The organism is Klebsiella ornithinolytica NBRC 105727 = ATCC 31898, from assembly GCF_001598295.1.
Taxonomy (GTDB): Bacteria; Pseudomonadota; Gammaproteobacteria; order Enterobacterales; family Enterobacteriaceae; genus Klebsiella; species Klebsiella ornithinolytica.
Genome location: NZ_BCYR01000002.1, coordinates 435,815 through 460,926, shown reverse-complemented (window position 1 = coordinate 460,926; position 25,112 = coordinate 435,815). Strand labels below are relative to the sequence as shown.

Annotated in this window: 20 protein-coding genes, 1 tRNA gene and 1 pseudogene; 11 read left to right on the top strand and 11 right to left on the bottom strand. The window is 54.8% G+C overall.

Going from position 1 to position 25,112, the window contains the following annotated elements:
* Positions 1–11 precede the first annotated feature (11 nt).
* Complete coding sequence (locus ROR01S_RS06175) at positions 12–785, top strand: amino acid ABC transporter substrate-binding protein (RefSeq protein WP_004867623.1); 774 nt, start codon at positions 12–14, stop codon at positions 783–785.
* Between the two features lie 9 nt (positions 786–794).
* Here the strand turns inward: ROR01S_RS06175 and ROR01S_RS06170 are convergent, their stop codons facing one another.
* The gene (locus tag ROR01S_RS06170) at positions 795–1,655 is read right to left on the bottom strand and encodes an AraC family transcriptional regulator (protein ID WP_064359209.1); all 861 of its coding nucleotides are present in this window, start codon (positions 1,653–1,655) and stop codon (positions 795–797) included.
* Between the two features lie 229 nt (positions 1,656–1,884).
* Between ROR01S_RS06170 and ROR01S_RS06165 the strand changes: the two genes are divergently transcribed.
* The 4 genes from ROR01S_RS06165 to ROR01S_RS06150 are packed head-to-tail and all read left to right on the top strand — an operon-like array spanning position 1,885 to position 6,784.
* A complete protein-coding gene (locus tag ROR01S_RS06165; RefSeq protein WP_064359208.1) occupies positions 1,885–3,723 on the top strand; it encodes a DUF2264 domain-containing protein in 1,839 nt (612 codons plus the stop codon).
* The gene (locus ROR01S_RS06160) at positions 3,720–5,000 is read left to right on the top strand and encodes an oligosaccharide MFS transporter (protein ID WP_015585721.1); all 1,281 of its coding nucleotides are present in this window, start codon (positions 3,720–3,722) and stop codon (positions 4,998–5,000) included. The genes ROR01S_RS06165 and ROR01S_RS06160 overlap by 4 nt, the downstream gene beginning before the upstream one ends.
* 13 nt (positions 5,001–5,013) lie before the next feature.
* Positions 5,014–6,204, top strand: a complete 1,191-nt coding sequence (locus ROR01S_RS06155; RefSeq protein WP_004867610.1) for a glycoside hydrolase family 88 protein — start codon at positions 5,014–5,016, stop codon at positions 6,202–6,204.
* Between the two features lie 22 nt (positions 6,205–6,226).
* On the top strand, positions 6,227–6,784 hold the full coding sequence (locus ROR01S_RS06150) for a DJ-1/PfpI family protein (protein WP_015585722.1): 558 nt from the start codon (positions 6,227–6,229) through the stop codon (positions 6,782–6,784).
* Between the two features lie 124 nt (positions 6,785–6,908).
* On the opposite strand, the gene ROR01S_RS06145 is transcribed toward ROR01S_RS06150, so the two are convergent.
* Genes ROR01S_RS06145 through ROR01S_RS06120 form a run of 6 tightly spaced genes read right to left on the bottom strand, consistent with a single transcriptional unit; the run spans position 6,909 to position 12,945 of the window.
* Positions 6,909–7,919, bottom strand: coding sequence for a fimbrial protein (locus ROR01S_RS06145; RefSeq protein ID WP_015585723.1), 1,011 nt, complete (start codon positions 7,917–7,919; stop codon positions 6,909–6,911).
* On the bottom strand, positions 7,919–8,437 hold the full coding sequence (locus ROR01S_RS06140) for a fimbrial protein (protein ID WP_004867604.1): 519 nt from the start codon (positions 8,435–8,437) through the stop codon (positions 7,919–7,921). Before ROR01S_RS06140 ends, ROR01S_RS06145 begins: the two co-directional genes overlap by 1 nt.
* The gene (locus tag ROR01S_RS06135) at positions 8,428–10,962 is read right to left on the bottom strand and encodes a fimbria/pilus outer membrane usher protein (protein ID WP_015585724.1); all 2,535 of its coding nucleotides are present in this window, start codon (positions 10,960–10,962) and stop codon (positions 8,428–8,430) included. Before ROR01S_RS06135 ends, ROR01S_RS06140 begins: the two co-directional genes overlap by 10 nt.
* Before the next feature lie 12 nt (positions 10,963–10,974).
* Positions 10,975–11,655, bottom strand: coding sequence for a fimbrial biogenesis chaperone (locus ROR01S_RS06130; protein WP_015585725.1), 681 nt, complete (start codon positions 11,653–11,655; stop codon positions 10,975–10,977).
* Between the two features lie 51 nt (positions 11,656–11,706).
* Positions 11,707–12,291, bottom strand: coding sequence for a fimbrial protein (locus tag ROR01S_RS06125; RefSeq protein ID WP_004867599.1), 585 nt, complete (start codon positions 12,289–12,291; stop codon positions 11,707–11,709).
* A 51-nt stretch (positions 12,292–12,342) separates the two neighbouring features.
* Positions 12,343–12,945 (bottom strand): helix-turn-helix domain-containing protein, encoded by a 603-nt coding sequence (locus ROR01S_RS06120; RefSeq protein ID WP_064359207.1) that lies wholly within the window; start codon positions 12,943–12,945, stop codon positions 12,343–12,345.
* A 1,307-nt stretch (positions 12,946–14,252) separates the two neighbouring features.
* Here ROR01S_RS06120 and ROR01S_RS27460 point away from each other — a divergent pair.
* From ROR01S_RS27460 to ROR01S_RS06095, 5 genes and pseudogenes are all read left to right on the top strand, one after another.
* Positions 14,253–14,579 carry a hypothetical protein gene (locus tag ROR01S_RS27460; RefSeq protein WP_048023373.1) on the top strand — a complete coding sequence of 109 codons (327 nt, stop codon included), beginning with the start codon at positions 14,253–14,255 and terminating at the stop codon, positions 14,577–14,579.
* A gap of 45 nt (positions 14,580–14,624) precedes the next feature.
* On the top strand, positions 14,625–15,185 hold the full coding sequence (locus tag ROR01S_RS06110) for a TorD/DmsD family molecular chaperone (protein ID WP_048023375.1): 561 nt from the start codon (positions 14,625–14,627) through the stop codon (positions 15,183–15,185).
* Positions 15,175–17,452 (top strand): annotated as a pseudogene (locus tag ROR01S_RS06105) (molybdopterin-dependent oxidoreductase). The gene ROR01S_RS06110 and the pseudogene ROR01S_RS06105 overlap by 11 nt, the downstream one beginning before the upstream one ends.
* The gene (locus ROR01S_RS06100; protein ID WP_064359206.1) at positions 17,449–18,006 is read left to right on the top strand and encodes a 4Fe-4S dicluster domain-containing protein; all 558 of its coding nucleotides are present in this window, start codon (positions 17,449–17,451) and stop codon (positions 18,004–18,006) included. The pseudogene ROR01S_RS06105 and the gene ROR01S_RS06100 overlap by 4 nt, the downstream one beginning before the upstream one ends.
* Entirely contained in the window at positions 18,006–18,773 is a 768-nt protein-coding gene (locus ROR01S_RS06095; RefSeq protein ID WP_048023381.1) for a dimethyl sulfoxide reductase anchor subunit family protein, read from the top strand. Before ROR01S_RS06100 ends, ROR01S_RS06095 begins: the two co-directional genes overlap by 1 nt.
* A 419-nt stretch (positions 18,774–19,192) precedes the next feature.
* On the opposite strand, the gene ROR01S_RS06090 is transcribed toward ROR01S_RS06095, so the two are convergent.
* A tRNA-Phe gene (locus ROR01S_RS06090) sits at positions 19,193–19,268 on the bottom strand.
* A 105-nt stretch (positions 19,269–19,373) separates the two neighbouring features.
* Positions 19,374–20,087: a DUF554 domain-containing protein gene (locus tag ROR01S_RS06085; RefSeq protein ID WP_004867576.1), complete on the bottom strand. Its 714-nt coding sequence runs from the start codon at positions 20,085–20,087 to the stop codon at positions 19,374–19,376.
* Between the two features lie 437 nt (positions 20,088–20,524).
* Here ROR01S_RS06085 and ROR01S_RS06080 point away from each other — a divergent pair, with 437 nt between their 5' ends.
* A complete protein-coding gene (locus tag ROR01S_RS06080; RefSeq protein WP_044346282.1) occupies positions 20,525–22,681 on the top strand; it encodes an ornithine decarboxylase in 2,157 nt (718 codons plus the stop codon).
* Between the two features lie 46 nt (positions 22,682–22,727).
* On the opposite strand, the gene ROR01S_RS06075 is transcribed toward ROR01S_RS06080, so the two are convergent.
* On the bottom strand, positions 22,728–23,420 hold the full coding sequence (locus ROR01S_RS06075) for a response regulator (protein ID WP_015585738.1): 693 nt from the start codon (positions 23,418–23,420) through the stop codon (positions 22,728–22,730).
* Positions 23,410–25,053, bottom strand: coding sequence for an ATP-binding protein (locus ROR01S_RS06070; protein ID WP_064359205.1), 1,644 nt, complete (start codon positions 25,051–25,053; stop codon positions 23,410–23,412). The genes ROR01S_RS06075 and ROR01S_RS06070 overlap by 11 nt, the downstream gene beginning before the upstream one ends.
* Positions 25,054–25,112: the final 59 nt, after the last annotated feature.

Sequence of the window (25,112 nt, the reverse complement as noted above, 5' to 3'; positions counted from 1 at the left end):
AGGAGTGAATGATGAAAGTATTGATGAGCGCATTGCTGGCTACCGCCATTCAGCTGAGCGTGACGCACGCGGCCTGTGCCGGGGAAAACCTGGCGCAGATAAAATCAGCGGGGGTATTTAAAGTGGGTACCGAAGGGACCTTCCCGCCTTTTACCTATCATGATACCTCCGGCAAGCTGGTGGGGTTTGATGTCGACATCGCGCGTGAAATTGCCCGCCGGATTGGCGTGAAAGCGGAGTTTGTCGAGGGCAAGTGGGACGGTCTGGTGGCCGGGCTGGACGCTCACCGCTACGACGCAGTGATTAATCAGGTCTCGATCACCCCGGAGCGTCAGGCGAAATATGATTTTTCGGTCCCCTATATCACCCCGAAAGCGGTACTCATCGTGAATAACAATAATCAGGATATTCACACCTTTGCAGATTTGAAGGGCAAAAAGTCCGCCCATACGTTAACCAGCAACTACGCGCAAATTGCCCGTGAAAATGGCGCGGAGGTCGTGGGAACGGATGGCTTTGATCAGTCAATCGCCCTGGTGTCACAGGGGCGCGCGGATGCGACCATCAACAGCAACCTCTCGTTCCTCGATTTCAAGAAACACAAGCCCGACGCGCCGGTGAAAATCGTGGCGGAAAGAACCGATGCCGAACAGGAGGCGGTGCTGATCCGCAAAGGGGAACCGGAGTTGCGCCAGGCGATCGATGCCGCCATCGCCGATATTCGCGCCGACGGCAGCTACCAGCGAATTTCCAGCCAGTATTTCGGCGCGGACGTCTCGAAGTAGCCCCGCGGGCTACGTGAGCACGCTGTTTCTGGCCAGACTCGCCTTGCGGTACTGCAGCGGCGTCTGGCCCATCATCTTCCTGAAGCAGGTAATAAAGTAGGTGACTTCGCTAAACCCGACTTCGGCCGCAATCTCATCAATACTGACGGTGGTGTTACGCAGGAGATCGCAACTGCGCTTTATTCGGCGCGTCAGCAGATACTCGTGGATGCAGCCGCCCGTTTGCTGGCGGAATATGCGCGAGGTGTAGCTGCGCGACAGGCCCAGCGCCTGGGCGAGTTCATCGAGCGAAAATTTGTGGGCGTAGTGAGCCTCCACCCAGCTCATAATCCGCGACGCGACCGTCTGCTGCCGGGGAATACATGGCTCGGGCAGCGCGGGGAGAAAACCCATTATCTGCATCACCAGAAAGGCAACCTCGCTGGTGGCGATCTGCCCGCCGTGATACAGCCCGTCAAATTGCGTCAGAATTCTCTCCATGAAAGGGCCGTGTTCGCTGAGGTCGTAAATTTGTGCCGGCGCATTGCTGGCGGCAAGCGCGGCAAACTGGGCCTGATGGCGCGCAAACCCCCGCATAATGCTTTCAACCACCGACTGTTCAATATGCATCGTGGTGCGGTGGTAGGGATTTTTCTCGCTGTGGTCGACCTGGACTTTGTGCAGGCGAAACGGTGGAAAAATAAACATGCGTCCCGGGCGAGCGGTGTAGTGCTGGTTATCTACCACCACAATGCCATAGCCGCTGGAGATATAGAGGAATTCCACGCACTGGTGCCAGTGATAGTAAGACGCGCTGGTTGAGCGCAAGCGGTTAAAAGAGATCGCCCGGCTATCGAGTGTGATGCGTTCCAGTCGCTGCGGTTCACTCATTTTTCCTCCAGGACAATAGATTTAAATTTTTACGCCATCATTTGCAATTTATCCCCCCGTCTGCGTGAAATATCCAGCGAAAATGAAATGGCGGTTTAATTTTGTGATTGTGCTCACTTAGCCGCACAAATAAAAGCGACTATTCTTCCTCCTGTTGACGTATAAACAATTTTATAAAATCGAAATAACAATAACTTATCTAATTCTCGTGTCATGACGGGAGGACCTTTTGCAACCTGAAAATATTCATCTGACCAACCCTTTAAGAACCCGCAACGACCTCCGGCAGCTGGTTAATGAGCTGCTGAATGCCGTGTCGCCCAATTTTAAAAATGATGCCAGCCGTGTCGATCTGGCGAATTTCACCGCCCATTACGGGCAACAGGTGGCGAGTATGGAAACCTTCTCGCGTCTGCTGTGGGGCGTCACGCCGCTGCTGGCCGGCGGCAGCGAGCCGTCACAGTTTTCTTTCTACCTGCAGGCCATTAAAAACGGCACCAACCCGCAGCATGCCGATTACTGGGGAGAAGTGAACCCCTACGATCAGCGCATCGTGGAGATGGCCGTCTATGGTCTGCTGTTAGCGCTGGCGGGCGATCGCGTGCTGGCGCATTTCAACGAGCAGGAGAAAACCCATCTCTGGCGCTGGTTAAAACAGAGTGAAACGCAGGCGATCCCGGACAATAACTGGCACTTCTTTCCCATTCTGGTACAGGTCGGTTTTCATCACGCCGGGATGCCGACTAATCCTCAGGTGCGGGAAGCGCATTTTAGCGCCATGGAGGGCTACTACCTGGGCGACGGCTGGTATTCCGATGGCCCGGACAGGCCGCGGGACTATTACATTTCGATGGGCTTTCACTTCTACGGGCTGATTTACGCGAAGCTGATGGCCGATATCGACCCGCTGCGCTGCGCTGAACTGCGTCATCGGGCGCTGCTGTTTTCCGCAGACTTTATCCATTTTTTTGCCGACGACGGGGCGGCCGTGCCGTTTGGTCGCAGCCTGACCTATCGCTTTGCTCAGGCGGCTTTCTGGAGCGCGGCGGCTTTTGCCGGGCTGGAGGCGTTCTCCCCGGGAGTGATCAAGGGCATCGTCCTGCGCCATCTTCGCTGGTGGCTGAAGCAACCTCTGTTCGATCGTGATGGCGTGCTGAGCGTGGGCTATAGCTACCCGAATCTGATCATGGCGGAGGATTACAATGCGCCGGGTTCTCCCTACTGGGCCCTGAAAACCATGCTGGTTCTGGCGATGGGTGAGGATGCTCCCTTCTGGCAGGAGCCGGAGCTGCCGCTGCCAACGATCGCCGCGCAGCACAGCATTAAGCATGCCGACCAGGTGCTGGTGCATCAGACCGATCACCTGTGGATGCTGACCTCCGGCCAGCTTGAGCTGAATAACTTCGTCAATACCGAAGCGAAATACTGCAAGTTTGCCTACTCCACGCGCTACGGATTCACCATTGAGCGCGGGCGCTATGGGTTAAGTCACGCTGCGCCTGACTCCATGCTGCTGCTGTGTGAGAAAGATGATTACTGGCGCGGGCGGCGCGACTGTGACGCGGTGACGACTGCCGATGGCATGATTTATAGCCGCTGGCGGCCGTGGCGCGATGTGGTGATTGCAACCTGGCTTATCGCGATGGGCGACTGGCAGCTGCGCGTACATCGTATCCACACTGCCCGCGCGCTTGATACGGCCGAAGGGGGATTCAGCGTGCCGAACCGCCCCCTGCCTCAGGTGCTGGACGGGGAGAGCGGGTGCCGGATCATCACCCCTGCCGACACGTCGGCCATTCTCTGCCTGAGCCCGCAAAGGCGCTGCGGCGAGGCGATACTGACGCCGCCCAACAGCAATCTGCTGTTTGCCGAACGCGCGGCGGTTCCGGTGTTACGCGGTGATTTAGCACCAGGAACTCATCTGTTGTTAAGCGCGGTCTGGGCGGGGAATCCCGACACCTTTGCACCGCAGGGTTGTCCGCAGGCCTTCATTGGCGATGATGCTGTACGCTTCGTGACGGCACAGGAAGAAAAACATCTCACGCTGTCCCCGGAGAACGTCCTATGACCCCTTCATCCTCTGTGCGTGGCGCACAGTACAAAATGAGCGCCTTTATCTTTCTCTACTTTTTTACCTGGTCCTCCAGCTTTGGCCTCTACGCGCTGTGGCTGAGCCAGAAAGTCGGCCTCGATAGCATCACCATCGGCAGCGTATTCGCCATCAACGGCGTGTTCGCGGTGATCCTGAAGCCGGTCTACGGCTACATCATGGATAAGATCGGTATGAGCAAATGGCTGCTCTATTTTGTCTGTGCCGTGTCGGCCCTGATGGCGCCGTTCTTTGTCTTCGTCTATCAACCCCTGCTGCAAAGCCACACGACGATCGGCATCACCCTTGGCGCGCTCTATTTAAGTCTTGGCTGGTATGCGGGCGTCGCGGCATCGGAATCCTATGCCGATCGTTTTAGCCGGCTGTACGGCCTGGAGTTCGGCCGTATTCGTATGTGGGGATCGCTCGGCTGGGCGATGGCCGCCTCCGTTTCCGGGCTGCTGTTCAACTTCTCGCCGCTGGCTAACTTTCTGCTGAGCAGCAGTACATCGCTCCTGATGCTGCTGGTGTTAATCAGCCTGAAAATTGGCGATGAGCAGCTGCGTAATAACAGCGTGATTTCAGCGAACAAAATCGTTTTTAGCGACGTGATGCAGTTACTGAAAAGCCGCAAATTCTGGATGTTCAGCCTGTATGTCGCCGGTGTCGCATGGATGATGTTTATTGCTGAGCAGCAGTTTCCACGCTACTTCGTCTCCTTTTTTGCCACCAAAGAGCAGGGGAATGCCTGGTATGGCTACCTGAGTACCGTGCAGTCCGGGATGGAGTTCGTGATGATGATGTTCATTCCGCTGTTGGTGAATCACTACGGCGCAAAACGGGGGCTGCTGTTCTGCGGCTGCGTTGTCGGGGCCAGGCTGATCGCTTCGGGCCTGACCAGCGATCCGCTGATCATCTCGATTATTAAACCGTTTTATGGCGTCGAAATCGCGCTGTTGCTGATTTCGGTCTTTAAATACATTGCCGAGCACTTTGATCGCCGAGTCAACGCCACGATGTACCTGCTGGGTTATCAGGCGATGATCTACGTGGGTTCAATTGTGGTGGCGCCGCCGGCGGGCTACCTCTACGACAAAATCGGTTTTGAGCATACCTATCTGCTGATGGGCAGCTGCGCCCTGCTGTTTACCCTTATCTCCGCTTTTACGCTTTCGCGCTGCCGCTCTACATGGGACGCATCGCGACTTTTTTCCCCGGCGCTGGACACCAACCCGGTTGAACCGGCCAAACATTAATTCAGGAGTTGTTATGACCAAAAAGGTGATTACCGAAGCCCTCCGTCCCGTCGAACTGTATCAGGTCGACCGGCTGGCGCTGCGCCAGAAGCTCGACGATGCGCTGGCCAGAGTGACCCGCAAGCTCGATAGAAATATTGTCGCATTTGGCGATAAATTCCCGGGCGAGGCCTGTGAGAACGGGATCTGGCCACGCTCTGAAAACGTCGAGTGGACGACCAGCTTCTGGCCGGGCCAGCTGTGGCTGGCGTGGGAAATGAGCGGTAATCCCGCCTATCGCGAGGCTGCCGAGCGCTACTTGCCCTCTTTTGCCCGGCGCATCGAGGAGCGTATCGATACGGCGACGCACGATCTGGGGTTTCTCTATACCCTCTCCTGCGTCAGCGCATGGCGACTCACCGGCAACGAAGCCGCCCGCCAGAGCGCGCTGCTGGCCGCGGAAACGCTGATGGAGCGCTATAACCCGACGGCCAGAATCATTCAGGCCTGGGGGGATCTGAACGACCCCGAACAGCAGGGGCGGATGATCATCGACTGCAATATGAATTTACCGCTGCTCTACTGGGCCAGCGAGCAGACCGGGGACCCGCGCTATGCGCAGGCGGCCACGGCTCATGCGCAACAGGCGGCGCGCTATATCGTGCGTGAAGACGCCTCGACTTACCACACCTACTACATTGACGTGAACACCGGCGAGCCGCGTTTTGGCAACACCCATCAGGGCTATAGCGACACCTCCTGCTGGTCCCGCGGCCAGGCATGGGGCATCTACGGCTTCCTGCTCAGCTATCGCTATACCGGTGATAAAAATATGGTGGAGCTGTCGCGCAGTCTGGCCCACTACTTCCTGAACCGCCTGCCGGAAGATGATGTGTGCCACTGGGATCTGGCCTTGCTCGGTACCGACGCGGTACGCGACAGCTCGGCGGCGGCAATTACCGCCTGTGGCCTGCTGGAGCTGGTCAACGCGCTGCCGGCGCTCGATGGGCATCGCGCGCATTACGAGGAGATGGCGTTGCGTATCGTCCAGTCGCTGACCGATAACTATCTGGCGACCGACGATGACCCGACCGAAGGGCTGCTCAAGCACTCGGTTTATCATATGGGCAGTGGAAAAGGGGTGGATCAGTGCTGCAGCTGGGGTGACTACTTCTATCTTGAAGCACTGGTACGCCTGCGCCAGACCTGGTACTCGTGGTGGTAAGGGCGGAATGGAGAGAGAGAACATGAAAACGGTAGCCGTTTTGTTGGCCCCGGGCTTCGAAGAAGGGGAAGCGATTGTCGCAATCGATGTTTTACGGCGCTTGAATATCCACGTACAGACGATCGCCTGCGCGCAGACGCGGGAGGTCGTCAGCTACCACGCTATTCCGATGATAGCGGACAGTACGCTGGCGGAAAGCACAGACCAGACTTTTGACGCGGTGATCCTGCCGGGCGGGCCAGAAGGGAGTGTCTCTCTGGCCCAAAACGAGCAGGTTATCGCCTTTGTGCGCCGCCACGATGAACTGGGCAAATATCTCTGCCCGATTTGTTCCGCCGCGGCGCGCGTGCTGGGGGGCAACGGCCTGCTGAAAGGCCGCCGCTATGTCTGTTCCGGCGAGCTCTGGCGGCAGGTGACCGACGGCGTCTATGTTGACGCGGATGTGGTGGAGGACGGCAATCTGATTAGCGGCCGGGGGCTCGGGAAGGTGTTTGATTTTTCCCTGACGGTGGCGGCGCGTCTGCAGGGCGATGAGGCGGCGGCCCGTGAGCATGCGGAGCATATCTATTACCGCTGGTAGCGTAGGGCAGGGAGCGTGCCGGTTGTCAGGTGCGCTGAGGTGAGCAAAAACGGGCCCGGGCGATGTCCCGGACCTTTGCGTTCACGCTTATCGTTTTACTCACCACGCATAGTGGGCGGACCGCTCACTGGTAGGAAAAGGTAATACTCGCCAGGGCATTGGCGGAGCCTGGTACCAGAGGACCGGTACGAACGTAGCGCGCCTGAAAGGGCAAAGAGAGCGCCTGCACTGCCGTGGTGGTCTCGATAAAGAACTGATTGGTGGTGCCCGACGCTGAGCTGTCTGGCCCCATCATCAGCGGACCGCTGCCGTTGTAAAAGAACTGAACCCCCACCCCGGAGGCGGTGGAGTCGCCGGTCAGGGTCACGGTGGAGGAGGTGTTTGATGGCGTCGTCTGATCCGTCATTACCGCATAGAGCGCCACCTGTTCGTCGCAGGTGAGGCTGACGTTAAATGCGCCTGACGGCGAGGTATCGCCCACGTCGGGTAGCGTACGTACATCAAGGGTACCCAGTTCGACACTGGCGCTGTCTGTGCCGACCGTACAGCCGCTGGCCGTCACCGTCACGGTGGTCGGGTCAATGATCACCTGAGCGGTTTTGGTTTCGTTGTTATACGCCGTCAGGATGGCGGCATTAATGGTCGGGATGGCGTAGACGCCCGTTTTCAGCGCACTATCGGTTTTGATGTAGGTCAGCTTCGCCGACCAGCCTAAATCAAACGCCATGCCGCTGGTGCCCTCGGCGGGATAACTTTGGGTCACCCCGTTCTGTAACGGTATGTAGGTCGAGCCGTTGAAATCTTTCAGGCCAAGAATATAGCCGATTCCGGGAACCCCGGTTGCAAAAACGGTGTAGTTTGCGCCATCAACGTTGACCGAGAGTCCGGCGAGAACCGCGCTGCTGCTCGGTTCGAGCGTGCCTTTGCTACAGGTAAAAATATATCCGCACCAGAACACCTGTTGCACGCTGACCGTGGCGATCCACGTCGAGCCGATGATGTTGCCAGGGACGACGGAATCGGCAGGGCCGGTATAGGTCATCGGCTGCGGAGAGAGCGTAATATCGGATTTCCAGTTCAGGGCAAAAACGTGTGTACTGGCGCACAGCCAGCCGATAAGCAGTAAAAAACGCATCATTGATACTCCGTAGTCCAGGTGGCGAAGGCTGACACTTCTCCGGTATTGACGGCGGCCCCCGTGGCCACCAGTCGTGCATAAAAGGTCATCTGTACGCTTTCATCTCCCGAGACACCGTAGGCCGTGGTTTGGCTTTCCAGCGGCACCTGAATGCCGTCTTTATCGAGGATTTGTACCGCGACTCCGGTTGCGCCGCCGTCTGCGACCTTAATCAGCTGCGGGTTGAGTTCGTCCGGCGTGCCGCTAAAGCGGATCTTCGCTCCGGTAAAGGTGGGGCCGCACTCTTCCAGTTTTAATGTGAAGGCGCTTTTGATATTGCTCACCGCACCCGCTTCGCGAAACTGCTTAATACCGATGGTGCCCAGCGGAACGCTCTGTTCTTTGGAATCCGCGGAGACGATGCAGGTATTGCCGATTAAATGACCGCTCACCGAGACCAGAACGTCATAGCCGTAAGCGGGGACAGTCAGGACAACAAACAGCGCGATAGCGGGCAGGCGGGTTGTTACTGGCATATCACCTCCTGTGAATAGAGGCCGGTGCGGGGGTTATAGTCCTGCTGACGCAGACGATATTTAACGCTGCAGCTTTTGCCGCTTTCCTGTCCCCAGACGGCGTGCAGCGTGCCTTCAAGAGGCAAGCCCGGCAGATACAGGCTGCCGGCATCGCCAACGATACTGCTGGTTTGCTCATCGGCAAGCGATACCACGGCGCCAAACGGTAGCACCTCATGGTGGCGACGAATGACGAACAGGGCTTTAGCCCCCTGGCGCGTGACCATAGTGGCCCGCACCAACGCGCCATCGGTCGGCGTTTTGCTGACGATGGCGTTCTCCAGCTCAACGTCATTTCCGGCGGTAGTGACATCCAGCGCCACCTGATTGACGCGATACGGCGTGGCATAGGGGATCACCGCATAGCCTCGGCTATCGGTTTTGATGCCTTTATGGTTGAGCACCGACACGTTGCCGGCCCCCGGCGCTTTGATCAGAATATTGGTGTTTCCCAGCGGCTGGCTCAGCGTCAGACCATCTTCATGAAGAACCGCGCCGCCGCTCATGCCGTAGCTCAGGTTGCGCGAGTCGCGGGAGTAGCTATAGCCCATGTTGTAGTCTCCCCATGGACCTGCGTACTGTAAGGCGGTATCGGCGCCGTACTGTTGCTGCGCGCTGTAACGCTGATTGACGCTATAGAACACATTCTCCATACCGGGCAGGTAGCCGCTGAGGCCAGCGCTATTGCTCGCTCCCGTTGAGCCGGCATGCGTGGTGGTGAAGCGTGCGCGGGTCGCCAGCTGTGGCGTGCCAAAAGGGACGGAGAGCGACAGGGCGAAGATATTTTCATTCTGGTTAGCGAACAGGTTGCCGCTGCGTTGAAAACTGACGCCAACGGCGACATGACGGAACATGGCATTCCACGCCAACTGTATGCTTTGCGTCTTGTCAGGGGTATGCCAGTAGGTTTGCTGATCCCATGACAGCGAGAGCGAGCCGAATCCGCCCATCGGCTGCGACAGCAGCAGCTGGTTTTTCGCTTTGCGCAACAGATGCAGGTTATAAAGATTCTCATAACGGGTAGTGACGCTACCGTCAGCCTCGACCACCTGTTTTGCTACGCCGCCCTTCATCCCTTTGTAGGCCGTATCGCTGAGGGTATAGAACCCCTGAGTAGAATAGCGCAGCGAATAGAAATTAAAGCGCGTGCCAAAGTCGTTGAGCCGTTTGCCGTATCGCAGGCGCAGGGAATCTCCGCTGTAGCGACGCTCGTTCGCCAGCCTGCTGTTCGCGTGAGTGACATCCAGCGAGTAGGCGCCAAAGCGCCCGAGATTTTGCCCTACGCCGAGCGCCAGCCCGCGATAGTTTGCAGACAGCTGCGCGCCGCCGTAAAAAGTGAGGCCGTGCTGCCAGCCGTAAAATAGTTCGCTTTGGGCGAACGACGGGGAGTCCTGATTGCCGACGGGACGAAACTTCCCGGCATTGAAGGCATATTTCAGCTGCCCGGAACGTACCAGGTTCGGTACGCTGGCAAACGGAACGGTGTACTGGGTTTTGCTGCCGTCGCTCTCCTGAATGGTCACGGATAAATCGCCGCCCGATGAAGTGGGGTAGAGATCTTTCAGGATGAAGGCCCCGGCGGGGACGTTTGTCTGATAAATAATGTTACCGTTCTGCCGTACGGTTACGGTGGCATTACTCCGTGCGATACCGCGAACTTCCGGCGCGTACCCACTCAGGCTGGCGGGCAGCATATTGTCATCTGTTTTCAGCGTTACGCCGCGCAGGCCTACGGCATCAAAAAGTTGTGCGGAAGTGTAGGTCTCTCCGACGTAGGCCTGAGCGCTCAGAGCGGGGATATCCCGTTGGAGCCAGGTTTGCACGTGGGTAAGCTTATTGCTCTGTTTAGTCCACGTGGTGTAATCGCGCAGCCGCCACGCCCCGAGGTTCACGCCGCTGTTCAGGCTGGCGAAGAGCTGGCGATCGCGGATCCGCGTGTCGCCGCGAAACTCATTCCTGGAACCGTTGACGATATAGTTCATCCACGCGGCGTGGATACCGTACTCCCAGCTTTCCTGGCTGACATAGCCCCTTGGCAGATTACGCATAACGCTCTGCGGCAGGCTGAAACTGAGGGCGAGCGTTTTCTGGTCGAAATCAAAGCGGGCGCCCGGGAAGAGCGCGTCTAAAAAATAGCATGGCCGGGCCAGCGGCAGCGCTTCGTCTTTGGCCTGACGGCTATCGATACCCAGCGCAGCTATTTGCGCTGGCGTGACGCAGGGCAGGGCTTCGTCTTGCCCCTTGCTCCGGTCGATGCTGAACTTCACGTTGCCGGTGAAAGCGTAATTGTTATTAATATAAACATTAATATTGTACTCGCCGGGCGGTAACGCATTCCGCGCATTGACCCATGAGAGATCGGCGATGTTCTCGTTCTCACCGCTGAGGAAAGCAGGATTAAACTGCAAATCGCTCTCTGCGGCGGCGACATGCTGTATGACCACGGCATGGACCATGGCCATGGCGCAAACGGTTTTTGCTTTCACACGGTCATACCTTTATTTTTGAGTTAGCGACACGCTGTTGATGGGCGTCCAGGCGCCATAATCATTGATGGTCTGGTAGCTTGCTGTACTTGCCCGAGCGAACGACTCCGCCAGGGTTACGCTTGCCTTTGGCGGCACCATTACCGGTTGAACAGGCTTGCCGTCGATTTTTAAATTGATGGTGGTGAGGTAATACGGCGTTGTGTTATTGAGCGTGACTTTTCCGGCGCGATAGTGGGCGGTTATTTTTTTCCACGCCTCGTTAACATCGCCGATGAGGCCTGCCGGGCGGTAAAAGACTTTTATGCGGTTTGCCGAAGCAAATTGCAGAGAGTTGCCGGACGTATTGTGACTCTGCTGCGGAATCGCTTTGACCGTCATCCAGTACAGCGTTTCCCGGTCCTGCGGCAGCGATTTGCCGTTAAACATCATTTTCACCGCGCTTTCGGACGCGGGTTTTAAAACATACAGCGGAGGCGTGATGATAAAATCATTCGAGCGGCTCCCTTGTTCATTCTCGATCCACGACTGGATAAGGAAGGACGAATCGGGGTGGGTATTCCTGATTTGCAGCATCGACTGGGTGGTGGCGCCTGAGTAAACCATTCGCGTTGCGCCCAACCCCACTCCGCCTGCATGCGCTGCCGATGAACACAGCGCGGCGGCCAGACAAATCCATGTTAATGAGCGCATAGTGCCTCTCCTGATAGTGAGTCGGGCCTGGCTTTTGACCAGGCCAGAAGATTACGAATAGGTCACGGTGTAGGTCGCAACGGCGCTGGCATCGCCCGCAGTGGCATTACCCTGCGGCGAATAGTATTTCGCGCTGAAGTTCAGGGTGTTTGAGCCACTACGCAAGACGACAGGCGCTGCGGCTTCACCCAGTCTCACGACGTTCCCCTGTTCGTCATACAGACGAATGGCGACATTTTGCGCGGATGCGCTGCTGCCGTTAGAACCGACGGCCAGGCTATCGGCATCGGCGTTGTCCGGCGTGCCGGTAAAGGTCACTGCAACGGTGGTGGCCGGGATCGGGTTCTCTTCCGTTGAGGCGGAGGTATCGGCGATTTCGCAATCCTCAAGAACGATGGAGAAGGCTTTTGCCGTGCTGGCTTCGCTACCGGCAGCGGCGAGCGTAGCGGTACGGACTTCCCCCAGATTGACGTCAATATTGGCACTGTTGGCGCTGATGGCGCAGGCAGAAGTGACGACGCTGCCGTTGAAGTTGACGGTGCCCCCGCTGGTGCCTGCTGCCAGCGCTGAGCCGAATGGCAGCAAAGCTGCAACGCCTAATGTCAGCAACATTTTATTATTTACACGAGTCTTCATTATCTTGATTCCATAGTTTGCTATTAAGGGACGGTATCTGAAATGACGGGGTTAGCTGGTTAAAAAGACCAGCAGGTCCGTCTTATTTCTGAGACCTAGTTTTCTTATCGCTGAGTTTTTTAAGGCGCTGACACGGCGATATGAAAGCTTCTCGAGTTCGGCGATGTAACGTATATCCAGGCCATTGCGAATTTTTTTTAATACTCGCCATTCGCCTGGTGTCAGTGATAACGCCACGGGTTTGGTTTTAGGTCGATAGCGGCTATCCACCATTTTTAATAAGTTGGCTCGCCAGTGATAAATCGGATCCTGTAGCGAGATATAGGCGTCAATTTCACCATGTACCCACAGCAAAGAGTTCGCCGGGGTAGAATACATACAGACAAATACCTCCGGATAATTCGCCTTGATTTTTTTGATGTAGCTCAGGCAATCAAATCCGGCATGATATTTTTCAGCGCCGGAGACAAAGAGAATATCTATCGAGGTCGTTGTTAAGAGGTTGTCAAGTAGCGAATAATCACTATCGGACGTTTCTATCCGAATATCAGGAGTAATACCTTGTAATAATGTGACGATGCCACAACGGGCAAAGCGGTCACCTCCTATTAAGGCAATGTTATAATTGTTTTTTAATTCAAGTTTATTCGCCATGTTGTTCCTTAACTGATCATCATGAGGTGCCGTTGTATCGGTATGGCTGATATCACCTTCGTCGTGGCTTTATGATTTCGTTTAACTGTCACTATACCCGGAGGGAAAGTAAGGTAATCTGAATTAATCTTAATTTATTTTAATTATGAATGAGTCTTGATCTATCAATGTGCTCTATGGAACGCGTCCGTCTCACTTTTTAGCTGTCACGACAATGATACTGTGCTGCGGAACGTGTGACGTTGAACGGTGTTGGGCTGGAGTAAAGTTAGTCTGCGGCAGTCCGAAAGTCTGGTTTCTGATGCCGGACGTCCGCTGACATCGGCACTTATGACGGTTTTCACCGGGCGGTATTGAAAAGAGTATGAAATCAATTTATTGATTTAATTTGTTTTATATTGTCCTGACGGGCATTTGCGATGTGCGGACCTGAAGGCGTGGACTGACTGACCAGTGTGGCTGTTTTTTGTACGATCTGAATCTACTTAAGAAGCGACTTAAGAAAAAATAAGAACAAAAAGGCCTGCGTCAGTCTGGCGCAGGGCATCTTTATGCGCCAATTTTAAAATAACCAGACGTCGGTGTTAGACTGCTCCGGGTATTTAAACCGATTGCGAAATTCACCGTCACTGCATATCACCCGCTATGTTATGTCAGCACGAATTATCAGGTATTTGTTGTTTGTCAACCCTCTCTGCCCTTTCATTGTCTTCTCCGCATATTTCAGGTATCGCCGTGTCGATATTGTTTTCTTTGACCTGATCCCGACTTGATGTTCTGTCAGACGATAATAACCGGGCAGCATCATTGATAAACGGAGGGAAACCTGTCGTTAGCCCATTTATTCCTGTGCTCGCCACTGTTTCTGAATATGGCTGGCCTGTCCCTGTTTGTTTTACCGATGAGTACATCATCTGATGCTGAAAAAAGAAGCGAACTGATACCGTAATAGAGCGGTTTAGTGTCTGAACAGGAGGTTTTTTAGTCTTGCAGGTTCATAAGATTGAACGATAATTTCAATTGTCAGCAAAGTGAGAGCCTGGGTTTGTATTTTAACCCTGGGCCAGATTCTCGACTGGTGATGTGATTTTAGATGTAGTGTCTTATTAGTAAATCGGGATAAGTGGTTTTTGGTTTGTTAGCATCTTTCGGGTATTTATTTGCATGCATATTTTGCGGGCAGGGAGCAGTATGTCTGAAATACTGACAGGGAGTGTTTTCTGACAATTGAATGTGAATAAAGTGAGAGGTTTCTGGCGATTTATTAATAGCAATTAAGTCTTTCGTTAAATTAAAAGGATTGTTTTATGAAACTGAATAACGTTTTTTCTGCTCTGGTACTGGCGTCGGGTCTGGCTACTTTTGGTGCGCAGGCCGACCAGGGGAGTGGTATGGGACTGGGGATGACCGGTTTTGCAACTGATATTCGATATCGATGCTCCGGCTTAATCTTTCTGCGCAGAAAGTCTGCGAGGCTGACTCTTATTAAACTGAATCTCATTTGCATTATGCCTGTTACAGACGTTCGCGTCATTTTGTTACACAGATTACAGAATAAGGAAAATCAGAATTTTATCTTCTGGCTTTCGTTTCTGAGTCAAAGAAATAACTATTCTCGAACTCTTAGAATTTAACTCTTTGTAGTTATATTTTTCAAATGAATGTAATGGCGGGTTTTTATGGTTGATATGCATGAATCACTGATGCCTTTTGAAAAGACGGGTTTGCTGTTCCGCAACTTTTTTGCTTATGGCGAGAGTCACTATCTTAAACAGAATTGGTCTGAACTCTCTTTTTCGCCAACGGAGCTGAATGCAAAACAATGGCTTGAGGTTGAGTATGATTTCAACCGTTTGTTTGTCGGCCCTTCGGCCCTTCTGGCTCCTCCATATGCCTCCGTTTATCTTGGCGATGAGCCATTGGTTCTGAGGGCTACTACGCTGGATGTTCGTGAATTGATGCAGACTTTGGGAGTAAAGGTAAATCGTGATGAAAATACTCCTGACGATCATATTTCTTATGAACTGGAATTAGTTGTTCTGCTGTTAATGAATGTAAGGAGAAATGCTGGATTTTTACCTTTCCTGCAGCGGTTTTTCTCACAGCACTTAACGCTGTGGGTGCCTGTATTTATCGAGAAAATAACAAATAACGCCAGTACAGCGCTGATGCGTAAGGCTGCGTTGGAATTATCACATTGGTTTGACGAATTAAAAACGAGAGTATGCTATGAGCAATGAGCCAAATAATCTAAATCGACGTTCCTTTATTAAAGGATTAATTGCAGCCGGAACCCTCACCGTTCTACCAGGAGGGCTTCTCTCTTCACGCTGCGCGTTTGCTCAGCCTCCGATCCCCTTTAATCCGAAAACGTATGATGTTTATCGCAATGCCTGCCCGCGCAACTGTTACGACACCTGCAGCCTGAAAACGTGGGTCAAGGACGAGGTGATCACTTTCGTGGACGGCGCGACGGAATCCACCTACACCAGCGGTGCGCCCTGCGTGAAAGGACTGACCTATCCACGTCGCGTATACAGCCCCGATCGCATCAAATATCCGATGATTCAGGATGGCCGTGGTAGCGGCAACTGGCGACGTATTTCCTGGGATGAAGCGATGCAAAAAATCGCTCACAAAATGTTGGAAATCAAAAAGAAAGACGGCTCAATGCTTGGGCTTGCGCTGTCGAAGTATTCCGGCAACCTTGGAGTGATGGGCTATGCCGTGGAAGGAATGATGTCATCACTTGGATACACTACGCGATTCGCCGGCACCCCCTGCTGGCCTGCCGGAATTGATGCGCAGAACTATGACATGGGCGATATGTGGTGCAACGATCCGGAAGATTTTGTGAAGGCAAAGTACATCATCATCTGGGGAGCAAACCCCGCCTGGTGTGCTATGCACAGCATGAAGTACATCTATCAGGCACGGGAGAAGGGGGGCGAAAGTGGTCGTCATCGACCCACTGTTAACCCAAACTGCGGCAAAAGCCGATTTATATCTGCGTATACGCCCTGGCTCAGATGGTGCGCTGGCGCTCGGCATGTGCCGCTATCTGCTTGATAACGGGCTGGTAGATCGGGATTTCGTTAATAACTATTCACACGGCTATACCGAATTTGAAGCGTACCTGCGTCAGCAGGTGACCGTTGAGTGGGCAGCGGAAATTTGTGGGCTATCCGCGGACGTGATTCGTACTCTGGCGGAAGAGTTTACAAGGGCTAAGCCTTCGACAGTGTGGATTGGCTACGGGATGCAGCGGCATGTGAATGGAGGCGTAAATGTCCGCGCAATTGACGCCTTTGTGGCGATGACCGGCAACATCGGTCTGGAAGGAGGCGGCGTACGTTACGGTCATCTGCAAACCTGGGGATTCAACTATGCGCTGATGTCGCACAAACCACCTGCCGGATCTATCGGCATAAAAGGTGCTGGCGGCCCGGTCGGCGAGTTTGTCAGCGATAGCGCAGAGGAGAGTGAATATTCCGATCGCGCGCTGAACATCAACCAGACGGCGCAGGGCATTCTTGATGCCTCCGAACCACCCGTTCGCCTGCTGTGGGTGGCGTCAAAGAACCCATTCGCGCAGGATTTCGACCGCAACAAGATGGAAAAAGCGTTCGCTAAGCTGGAGATGGTGGTGGTAGTGGATCAGTTCTTCAATGAAACCGTCCAGCATGCGGATATCGTGTTACCCGTGACGACCACCTTTGAGCAGTGGGATGTCTGTTCGTCGTACTGGCACTACTGGTTGTCGGTCAACGAACCGGCCATTAAGCCGCTCTACGAGTGTAAAAGCGACCCGGAAATTGCGGCGTTACTCTCTGCCGCCATCAATAAAATCGAATCCGGCTCCTGCACCTTCCCGCAGGAATTTAACCCGAAGAAATGGCTGGACGAAGAGTTCAACGATGAGCTGGCCACACAGTTTGGTATCCGTAACTGGGAAGATCTGCTCGCAGGGCCGCATAAAGCAAAAATGCCGAGCACGGCAGCCTGGTACGATCGCAAATTCAAAACCCCGTCCGGCAAATATGAGTTCAAGTCAGAACGCTGTGTTGCCAATGGTCATACGGCACTGCCGGAGTATAAAGAACCCGCGAAAAGCGAGTTGCCATTTCATCTGTTTACCCCCCATCTGCAATACGGCCTGCATTCGCAATTTGTTAATCTCGACTGGATGCAAACCTTCTGGCCAGAGCCGTTTGTCTATATGCATCCGCTGGCGGCGAGCAAGAAAGGGATTGCGGAAGGTGACAAAGTAAGAGTGTTTAATGCCGCAGGCGACGTTGAGCTGAGAGCAAAAATTACCACCAATGTCCCTGAAGACTTCCTGGTGATGTACGAATCCTGGTTTAACAAGCTGAGTTACAACGTACAAAACGTGGTGATGGATACCCCTGCGGACATGGGGAAAATGGCAACCGGCGCGCCAGGTGCCGCTATTCATAGCCAGTTTGTGGATATTTCCCATGCGACAGACAAAGGAGTAGCAGCATGAGGCGTGCATTTTTAGTCAACAGCGATAAGTGTATCGGCTGCCGTGGCTGCGCGATGGCCTGCAAAAGCTTCAACCAGCTGGAGCCTGAACGTTTCTGGCGCTATGTCTATCCGTTAGATAGAGAAATTTATCCACATGAAGAACGCGCTTTTTACTCACTGGCATGTAACCACTGTGAGCATCCGGCTTGCGTCACTGCATGCCCGGCAGAGGCCTATACGCGTCGTGAAGATGGTATTGTGGTACACAATCCCGAGCACTGCATTGGCTGTAAAAACTGTATTCGCAACTGTCCGTACGGTGCGCCTCGCTTCAACGAAGAGACGCAAAAAGCGGAAAAATGCAGTATGTGTTACGAACGTCTGGATATCGGTATGCAGCCAGCCTGCGTCAATGCCTGCCCTGTAGGGGCATTGACGCTTATCGATCTGGATACCGATCCGTTGCCGAAAAACGCCGTTCAGTATCCGCCGGGGTATCCACATATGCCGAAACTCAATCCGGGCACGCGCTTTATTCTGGCCCGTCAGCCTCAGCAGCCGGAGGTCAAATAATGGAACATTATGAACTTCCGTTGGTCATTTTTACGGTGCTCAGTCAGATGTCGGTGGGTATGGCGTTACTGCTGACCTGGGGAACGCTGCGCGGTACGCTGATTACAACACGCATGCACTGGCTGGTGACAGGGTTGGTGCTGGCCGTGGCGTCCATTGCGGCAGTCTTACATCTGGCGCATCCCGATCGTGCGTATGACGCATTGCGCAATCTGAAACATGCGTGGCTGAGCCGGGAAATTCTTGGCGCGACGCTGTATGGCGCTGCGACGGGCGTTACTTTCCTGACTAAAGGGAATAAGGTTTCTGCTGTTATCACATCTCTGCTGGGCGTGGTACTGGTGGCGGTGCAGGGGATGACTTATGCCGCGCCAGCAATGGTCGCGACCGCCAGTGGTGTAACCATGCTGCTTTTCTTTATTACCGTCTGGGTGATGGGCTGCGCGGTGCTGCCTTTGTTGACCGCTGGCACTGCGTTGGCTGCGTTGCGCCAGGGTATTCTGGTTTGTCTGGCTGTGTTGATTGCCGCACCATTGATTTGGCTGAGTGGAGGAGCCGTGATGCAGATGACTGCGCACGCATGGCTGACATCACCAGCATATCTTGTGGGTTTGCTGTGCCTTGTCGTGGCTCTGTTGGTGAGCTGGCGTGGAGAAGGGCCGGCAAAAACGGTGTTTGTGCTGCTGTTTGTTGGCATGATACTGAGCAGAATGACTTTCTTTGGCGACACGGTAAGTACAATCGTCAATATTGGTCACTTGTACTGATAACCGACAGTTGGTGACTATCACCAGCCCTGTCGGACTTTTCCCGGCAGAGGGGGATGGTTTGTATGGTATGGCCTGACTATCCCCCTGACTTGCTCTCCGTTGATTAATACACCGCGATGTTAGTTATATCTCCATTCGGCGCTGGCCCCGAAGGGGTGAGCGGCGTGCCGCGAATAATCGAACGGAGTTCGATGGAGAGTCCGTCTTGCAGAAAGCAAAAAACCAGCCCTCAGGCTGGTTTCTTTAAATAAGTGGTGCCCGGACCCGGACTCACGCCGCAGGCGTTGAACAGCGCGCTTGTCGCGCTGGCCCCGAAGGGGTGAGCGGCGTGCCGCGAATAATCGAACGAAGTTCGATGGAGAGTCCGTATTGCAGAAAGCAAAAAACCAGCCCTCAGGCTGGTTTCTTTAAATAAGTGGTGCCCGGACTCGGAATCGAACCAAGGACACGGGGATTTTCAATCCCCTGCTCTACCGACTGAGCTATCCGGGCAACGGGGCGCATTAAAACCGATTCGCCTCGCTTCGTCAACGAAATTTATTTAAATCGATGCAGACTGCACAATCTATCACCAGTTTGAATTAAAAGCACCCGTTTTCAGGTGAAAAAAAACGTCCAGGCCGCTGAAATCGGCATCGCCAGAAGCAGGGCTGGTAGCATGTTAACCACCGCAAACATCTTAATTCCGCAGATGCGCAGCCCGGTCGCCAGCAGCAGCATGCCGCCGACGGCGCTGAAGTCGGCCATCATCATCGGCGTGGTGAGCGGCATGATCAGCGATGCGCAGGCCGCCAGCGTGAGCTGGATCAGCAGCATCGGTACGCAGATAGCTGAAACGGCAAATCCCAGCGTGCAGGCGAAAATCGTGGCGGTGAAAAAGTCGAGAAAGGCTTTGGCGATCAGTATGCTGGCATCGCCGGTCATCCCTTCACGCATGGCGCCGAAAATCCCGGTGCCGCTGGCGCAGAACAGAACAATAATGGCGACATAGCTCTGAATAAACGACGTATTCAACTGCGCCTTTTTTTTGCCCGCTGGCGTGAGCCACTGCTGAAGCTTACTGACCAGAGTATTGGTGCCTTTTTCCATATTGCAGGCTTCGCCAAGCAGCGTGCCGACCAGCGTGGAGAGTACCATCACCGGCAGGTTGGCGCATTTCACGACCAGCAGGATACCAATCCCCAATGAGGCCAGACCAAAAATAGAGGTCATCGATGTCCGAATCCGCTCCGGCAATCGTTGGCTTAACAGCGCGCCCAGTACGCCGCCTAAAAGGACCGCGCCGGCATTAATAAAAGGTCCTGTCACCATTAGCAGTGCTCCTGTTCATTATCCCTGACAACGGCATCATTATGACCCGAAAGCAGGGTAAAGGCCTGCAAATCCGTCGCCTGTTTGCATACCGATTTCATCTTGCGCAGCTATGTCAAAGGTGACATTATTGCGCGAATTTTCTTCTCTTCAACGATGAGGCCGCCGATGATCACCCCATCCGTACATCAGCATTGCCGCTGCGCGCAGATGCGTAAGCCGCCTCATCTTGCTACTCTGCATTCTGATTCCCTGCCCCCCATGCGGTGAAGGCAGCGCATGCTCACTGCAGGACAACAGTAAGATCGGACCCGGTCTGCTTTTACTGATGTCTGGCGGTCGGAGCTGGAATCCAGTCGGACCCTGACATTTCGTTGGGCAAGGCATCAGCGCCTTGCCTGAAGCCTTTTACTCTCCGGAAACGGGTATTCGCGCTAATGAAATCAATGCACATTGCCGCCAGCCACGCGCTGGTCTCTCATCTCTCTACCCACCGTCGCGTGGTGGCGCTGGACAGTACTGATTTTACCGATGTGGCGGCAGTCGTCATTACCGCAGCGGACAGCCGCAGCGGCATCCTCTCTCTGCTTAAACGCAGCGGCTTTAACCTGCCGGTCTATCTGCTGACCGATAGCGACATGGCAAAGCCAGACGGCGTGACGGCGATCATCGGCGGGAAGGAGCAGGAGTGGCTCGAACTGGAAGCCGCTGCCTGCAGCTATGAAGAGAACCTGCTCCCGCCGTTCTTCAATACCCTGACGCAGTACGTCGAGATGGACAACAGCACCTTTGCCTGTCCGGGGCATCAGCACGGTGCTTTCTTTAAAAAACACCCGGCGGGCCGCCAGTTTTTTGACTTCTTTGGCGAGAACGTTTTCCGCGCCGATATGTGCAATGCCGATGTGAAGCTTGGGGACCTGCTGATCCACGAAGGCTCGGCGAAACATGCGCAGAAGTTCGCGGCGAAGGTTTTCAATGCCGACAAAACCTATTTTGTCCTCAACGGCACCTCGGCGGCGAATAAAGTGGTCAGCAACGCGCTGCTGACGCGCGGCGACCTGGTGTTGTTCGACCGCAACAACCATAAATCTAACCACCACGGCGCGCTGATTCAGGCGGGGGCCACGCCGGTCTATCTCGAAGCATCGCGAAATCCGTTTGGCTTTATCGGCGGTATCGATGACCACTGCTTTGATGAACACTACCTGCGTAATCTGATTCGGGAAGTGGCGCCGGAAAAAGCCGATGCGCCACGGCCGTTCCGCCTGGCGGTCATTCAGCTGGGCACCTACGACGGGACGGTCTACAACGCCCGTCAGGTGGTGGATAAAATTGGCGGCCTGTGCGACTACATTCTGTTTGATTCCGCGTGGGTCGGCTATGAACAGTTTATTCCGATGATGGCCGACTGCTCGCCGCTGCTGCTGGATCTGAATGAAAACGATCCGGGCATTTTTGTTACCCAGTCGGTGCATAAGCAGCAGGCGGGGTTCTCGCAAACGTCGCAGATCCACAAAAAAGATAACCACCTGCGAGGGCAGGCGCGATTCTGCCCGCATAAGCGGCTGAATAATGCCTTTATGCTACACGCTTCCACCAGCCCGTTTTACCCGCTGTTTGCGGCGCTGGACGTGAACGCCAAAATCCACGAAGGAGAGAGCGGCCGCCGGCTGTGGGCGGAGTGCGTGGTGCAGGGGATTGAAGCGCGCAAGGCGATTATCGCCAGTTGCAAAATGATTCAGCCGTTTATTCCGCCGGTTGTGGCGGGTCGCCGGTGGCAGGATTATCCTACCGAGACGATTGCCCGCGAGCGGCGTTTCTTTAGCTTTGAACCGGGCGCCCGCTGGCACGGTTTTGACGGGTATGCCAGCGAGCAGTACTTTGTCGATCCGTGTAAATTGCTGCTGACTACCCCGGGCATTGATGCCGAAAGCGGCGAATATACCGGGTTTGGTATCCCGGCGACCATTCTGGCGCACTACCTGCGTGAGAACGGCATTGTGCCGGAGAAATGCGACCTGAATTCGATCCTGTTCCTGCTCACCCCGGCCGAGAGTGCGGAAAAAATGGCCCGCCTGGTGGCGATGCTGGCGCAGTTTGAACAGCATATCGAAGCCGACACGCCGCTGGCCGACGTACTGCCGACTATCTATAACAAATATCCGGTTCGCTATCGCGATTACACCCTCCGCGAGCTGTGCCAGGAGATGCATGACCTGTATGTCAGCTTTGACGTGAAGGATCTGCAAAAAGAGATGTTCCGTAAGCACAGCTTCCCGCGCGTGGTGATGAACCCCCAGGATGCCAACCGCGAGTTTATTCGCGGCAACGTTGAGCTGGTGCGGTTAAGCGAGGCCGAAGGCCGGGTCGCCGCTGAAGGGGCGCTGCCGTATCCGCCGGGCGTGCTGTGCGTGGTCCCGGGAGAAGTCTGGGGCGGGGCGGTGCTGCGCTATTTCCTGGCGCTGGAAGAGGGCGTCAACATGCTGCCCGGTTTTTCACCCGAGCTGCAGGGAGTATATAGCGAGACGGATTCTGACGGCATCAAGCGGCTGTACGGCTATGTCCTGAACCAGGCGGCTATGCGCCTTTCTTAATACCGGACCCTCTCCCGCAGTGTGTCGGGAGAGGGAATGCGGTGGCTCAGCCCGCGCTATGTCTGTACATTCTGCGCGGATGGCCAATTTTACCGTATTGCATCTCCACGCTGAGAAAACCGCTCTCCACGCAGTGTTCCAGATAGCGGCGGGCGGTGGTTTTACTCAGTCCCGTCGCGCTCGCGACTTCGTCCACCGAAAAGCAGTGCAGCGTATGGTGGCTAAAGAGATTTTGTACCCGCGCCAGCGTATTCCCCTCTATGCCTTTGCTGCCGTTATCCTGACGGTAATTTTTCGCCTGCAGTTGATACAGGGAGTCCACGTTTTGCTGATCGACAATCTTCCACACCCGCTGTTGTTCAGCGAACTGCATAAAGCGCTCAAGTGACTGGTTAAGACGCTTCCACGATACCGGCTTGAGAATGTAGTCGAACGCGCCGTTGCGGATCGCCAGGCTACAGGTATCCATATCGCTGGCGGCGGTGATAAAGATGACCGAACAGTGGGTACCTGCCAGCATCGCATTGCCGATAAGCGTAATCCCTTTCCCGTCCGGCAGGTAATTATCCAGCAGCACCAGCTGCGGTCGCTTACTCTCAATTTGCGTCTGCGCGTCAGCCAGAGATGACGCAATGCCCACCAGCCGCAGGCCCGGATGTTTGCCAATCAGCTCCGCATGCAGCAGCGCCAACGCGTGCTCGTCTTCCACGATCAGTACATCGATAAGTTCATGTTGCATAGTCGGTCTCTTCCAGTTCCAGTTCCTGTTCCGGGCGCCAGGCGCTTCCCGTGGCGGGAATAAACAGTGAAAAAATCGCGCCGCGGGGTATATTGTCGGCGACCTCGATCGTCCCGCCAGCCTGGCTGACATAGCTGTCGATCAGGTACAGTCCGATGCCGTGGTCGCCGCAGGTTTTGGTGGTGATGCCGCGCTCAAATATCCGCTCGCGCAAGGCCGGCGTAATGCCAACCCCCCGATCGGCCACTTCGACGATCAGCTCTTGCGCATTCAGCTTGATCAGCACCTCTACCGGCTCGTGCGGCAACGGCGCGCGCTGCGTCGCTTCAATGGCGTTATCCAGCAGGTTGCCGATAATCGAAATCAGCTCTGCTTCGGCAAGCGGTGCGAAGGGGCTCGCCATCCGGCAGGCCGGATCGAAGCTCAGTTGCACCCCTTTTTCGCGGGCGCGGGAGGCCTTGCCTAACAGCAGACCGCACAGCGTTGGCGAATGAAAGCGCGACGAGATAAAGTCCAGCAGCTCCTGGGCGTGTTCTGACTGTGCCTGAATATAGTGAATGGCTTCCTCATAGCGCCCCATATGCAGCAGGCCGGAGAGCGTGGTCATGCGGTTGAGCTGCTCATGGCGCATGATGCGCAGATTGTCGACGTAGCGTTTCACCTGGCTGAGCTGAGCGCTGAGGGTGTCTATCTCATTGCGATCGCGGAAAGTTATCACCCAGCCCTGCAGCGAGTCCTCCAGCATGATCCGTACGCGGCTGGCGATCACCGTCAGATCGTTGAACCGACAGATCTCATCATGCGTGTCCCGTTGCAGCATCGTTTGCGGTGAGAAGAAGGGGACGGGGGCGATCACCTGGCCGATCGGCTGTCCGCGCAGCTGTCGGGCGGGCTGATTCAGGCCCAGCAGCTTCCGCGCCGCCTGGTTGATCACCTCGATCCGCAGATGGTTATCGATAGCGATCACCCCTTCGTAGATCGACTCCATCATCGCCTTTTGCTGGCGCACCAGCAGACCGATTTCACGCGGCTCCAGCGAGAAAATCTGCTTCTTAATGCTGCGGGTAAAAAACCACGAAAACACGAACAGGGCCACGAGCAGCAAAACGGCAGCGAGCAGAATATTGACGGCTTTACTGACGGTAATGGTGTCGAGGTAGCTGGTGAGATAGCCCACGGAGACAATACCCACCACCTGGCCGTCCTCGCTGAATATCGGGGCTTTGCTGCGCAGCGAAATCCCCAGACCTCCCTGGCGAATGGTGGTGGTGGTTTTGCCCTTCAGCACCTCCTCGTTATCACCACCCACGAGCAGAGTGCCGACCCGGTCGGCGAACGCCGAATGAAACAAATGACGACCCTGATTATCGCCGACGACAATAAAACTGGCGTCACTGCGTGCCGCTATTTTATGCATGAAATGAGTGATTGCGCTAATATCCTTTCTGGCGACATTTTCCCGTAATACAGGGATGATGGCGATCTCTTCTGCTTGTATTTTTGCCCGCGTGCTCATTTCCATATACAGCTGTTTTTCGACATCAATATAATAATAGCCTCCCAACAGCACGAAGAGTACTGAGAAAAAGGCCGTCAGTGAAATGAACAGCTTTATTTGAAATGACACTTTCATCGCTATCACGCTGGGTATCAATGGAAGTGGCTAATATATCATCTTTTTTCCGGCTGGCA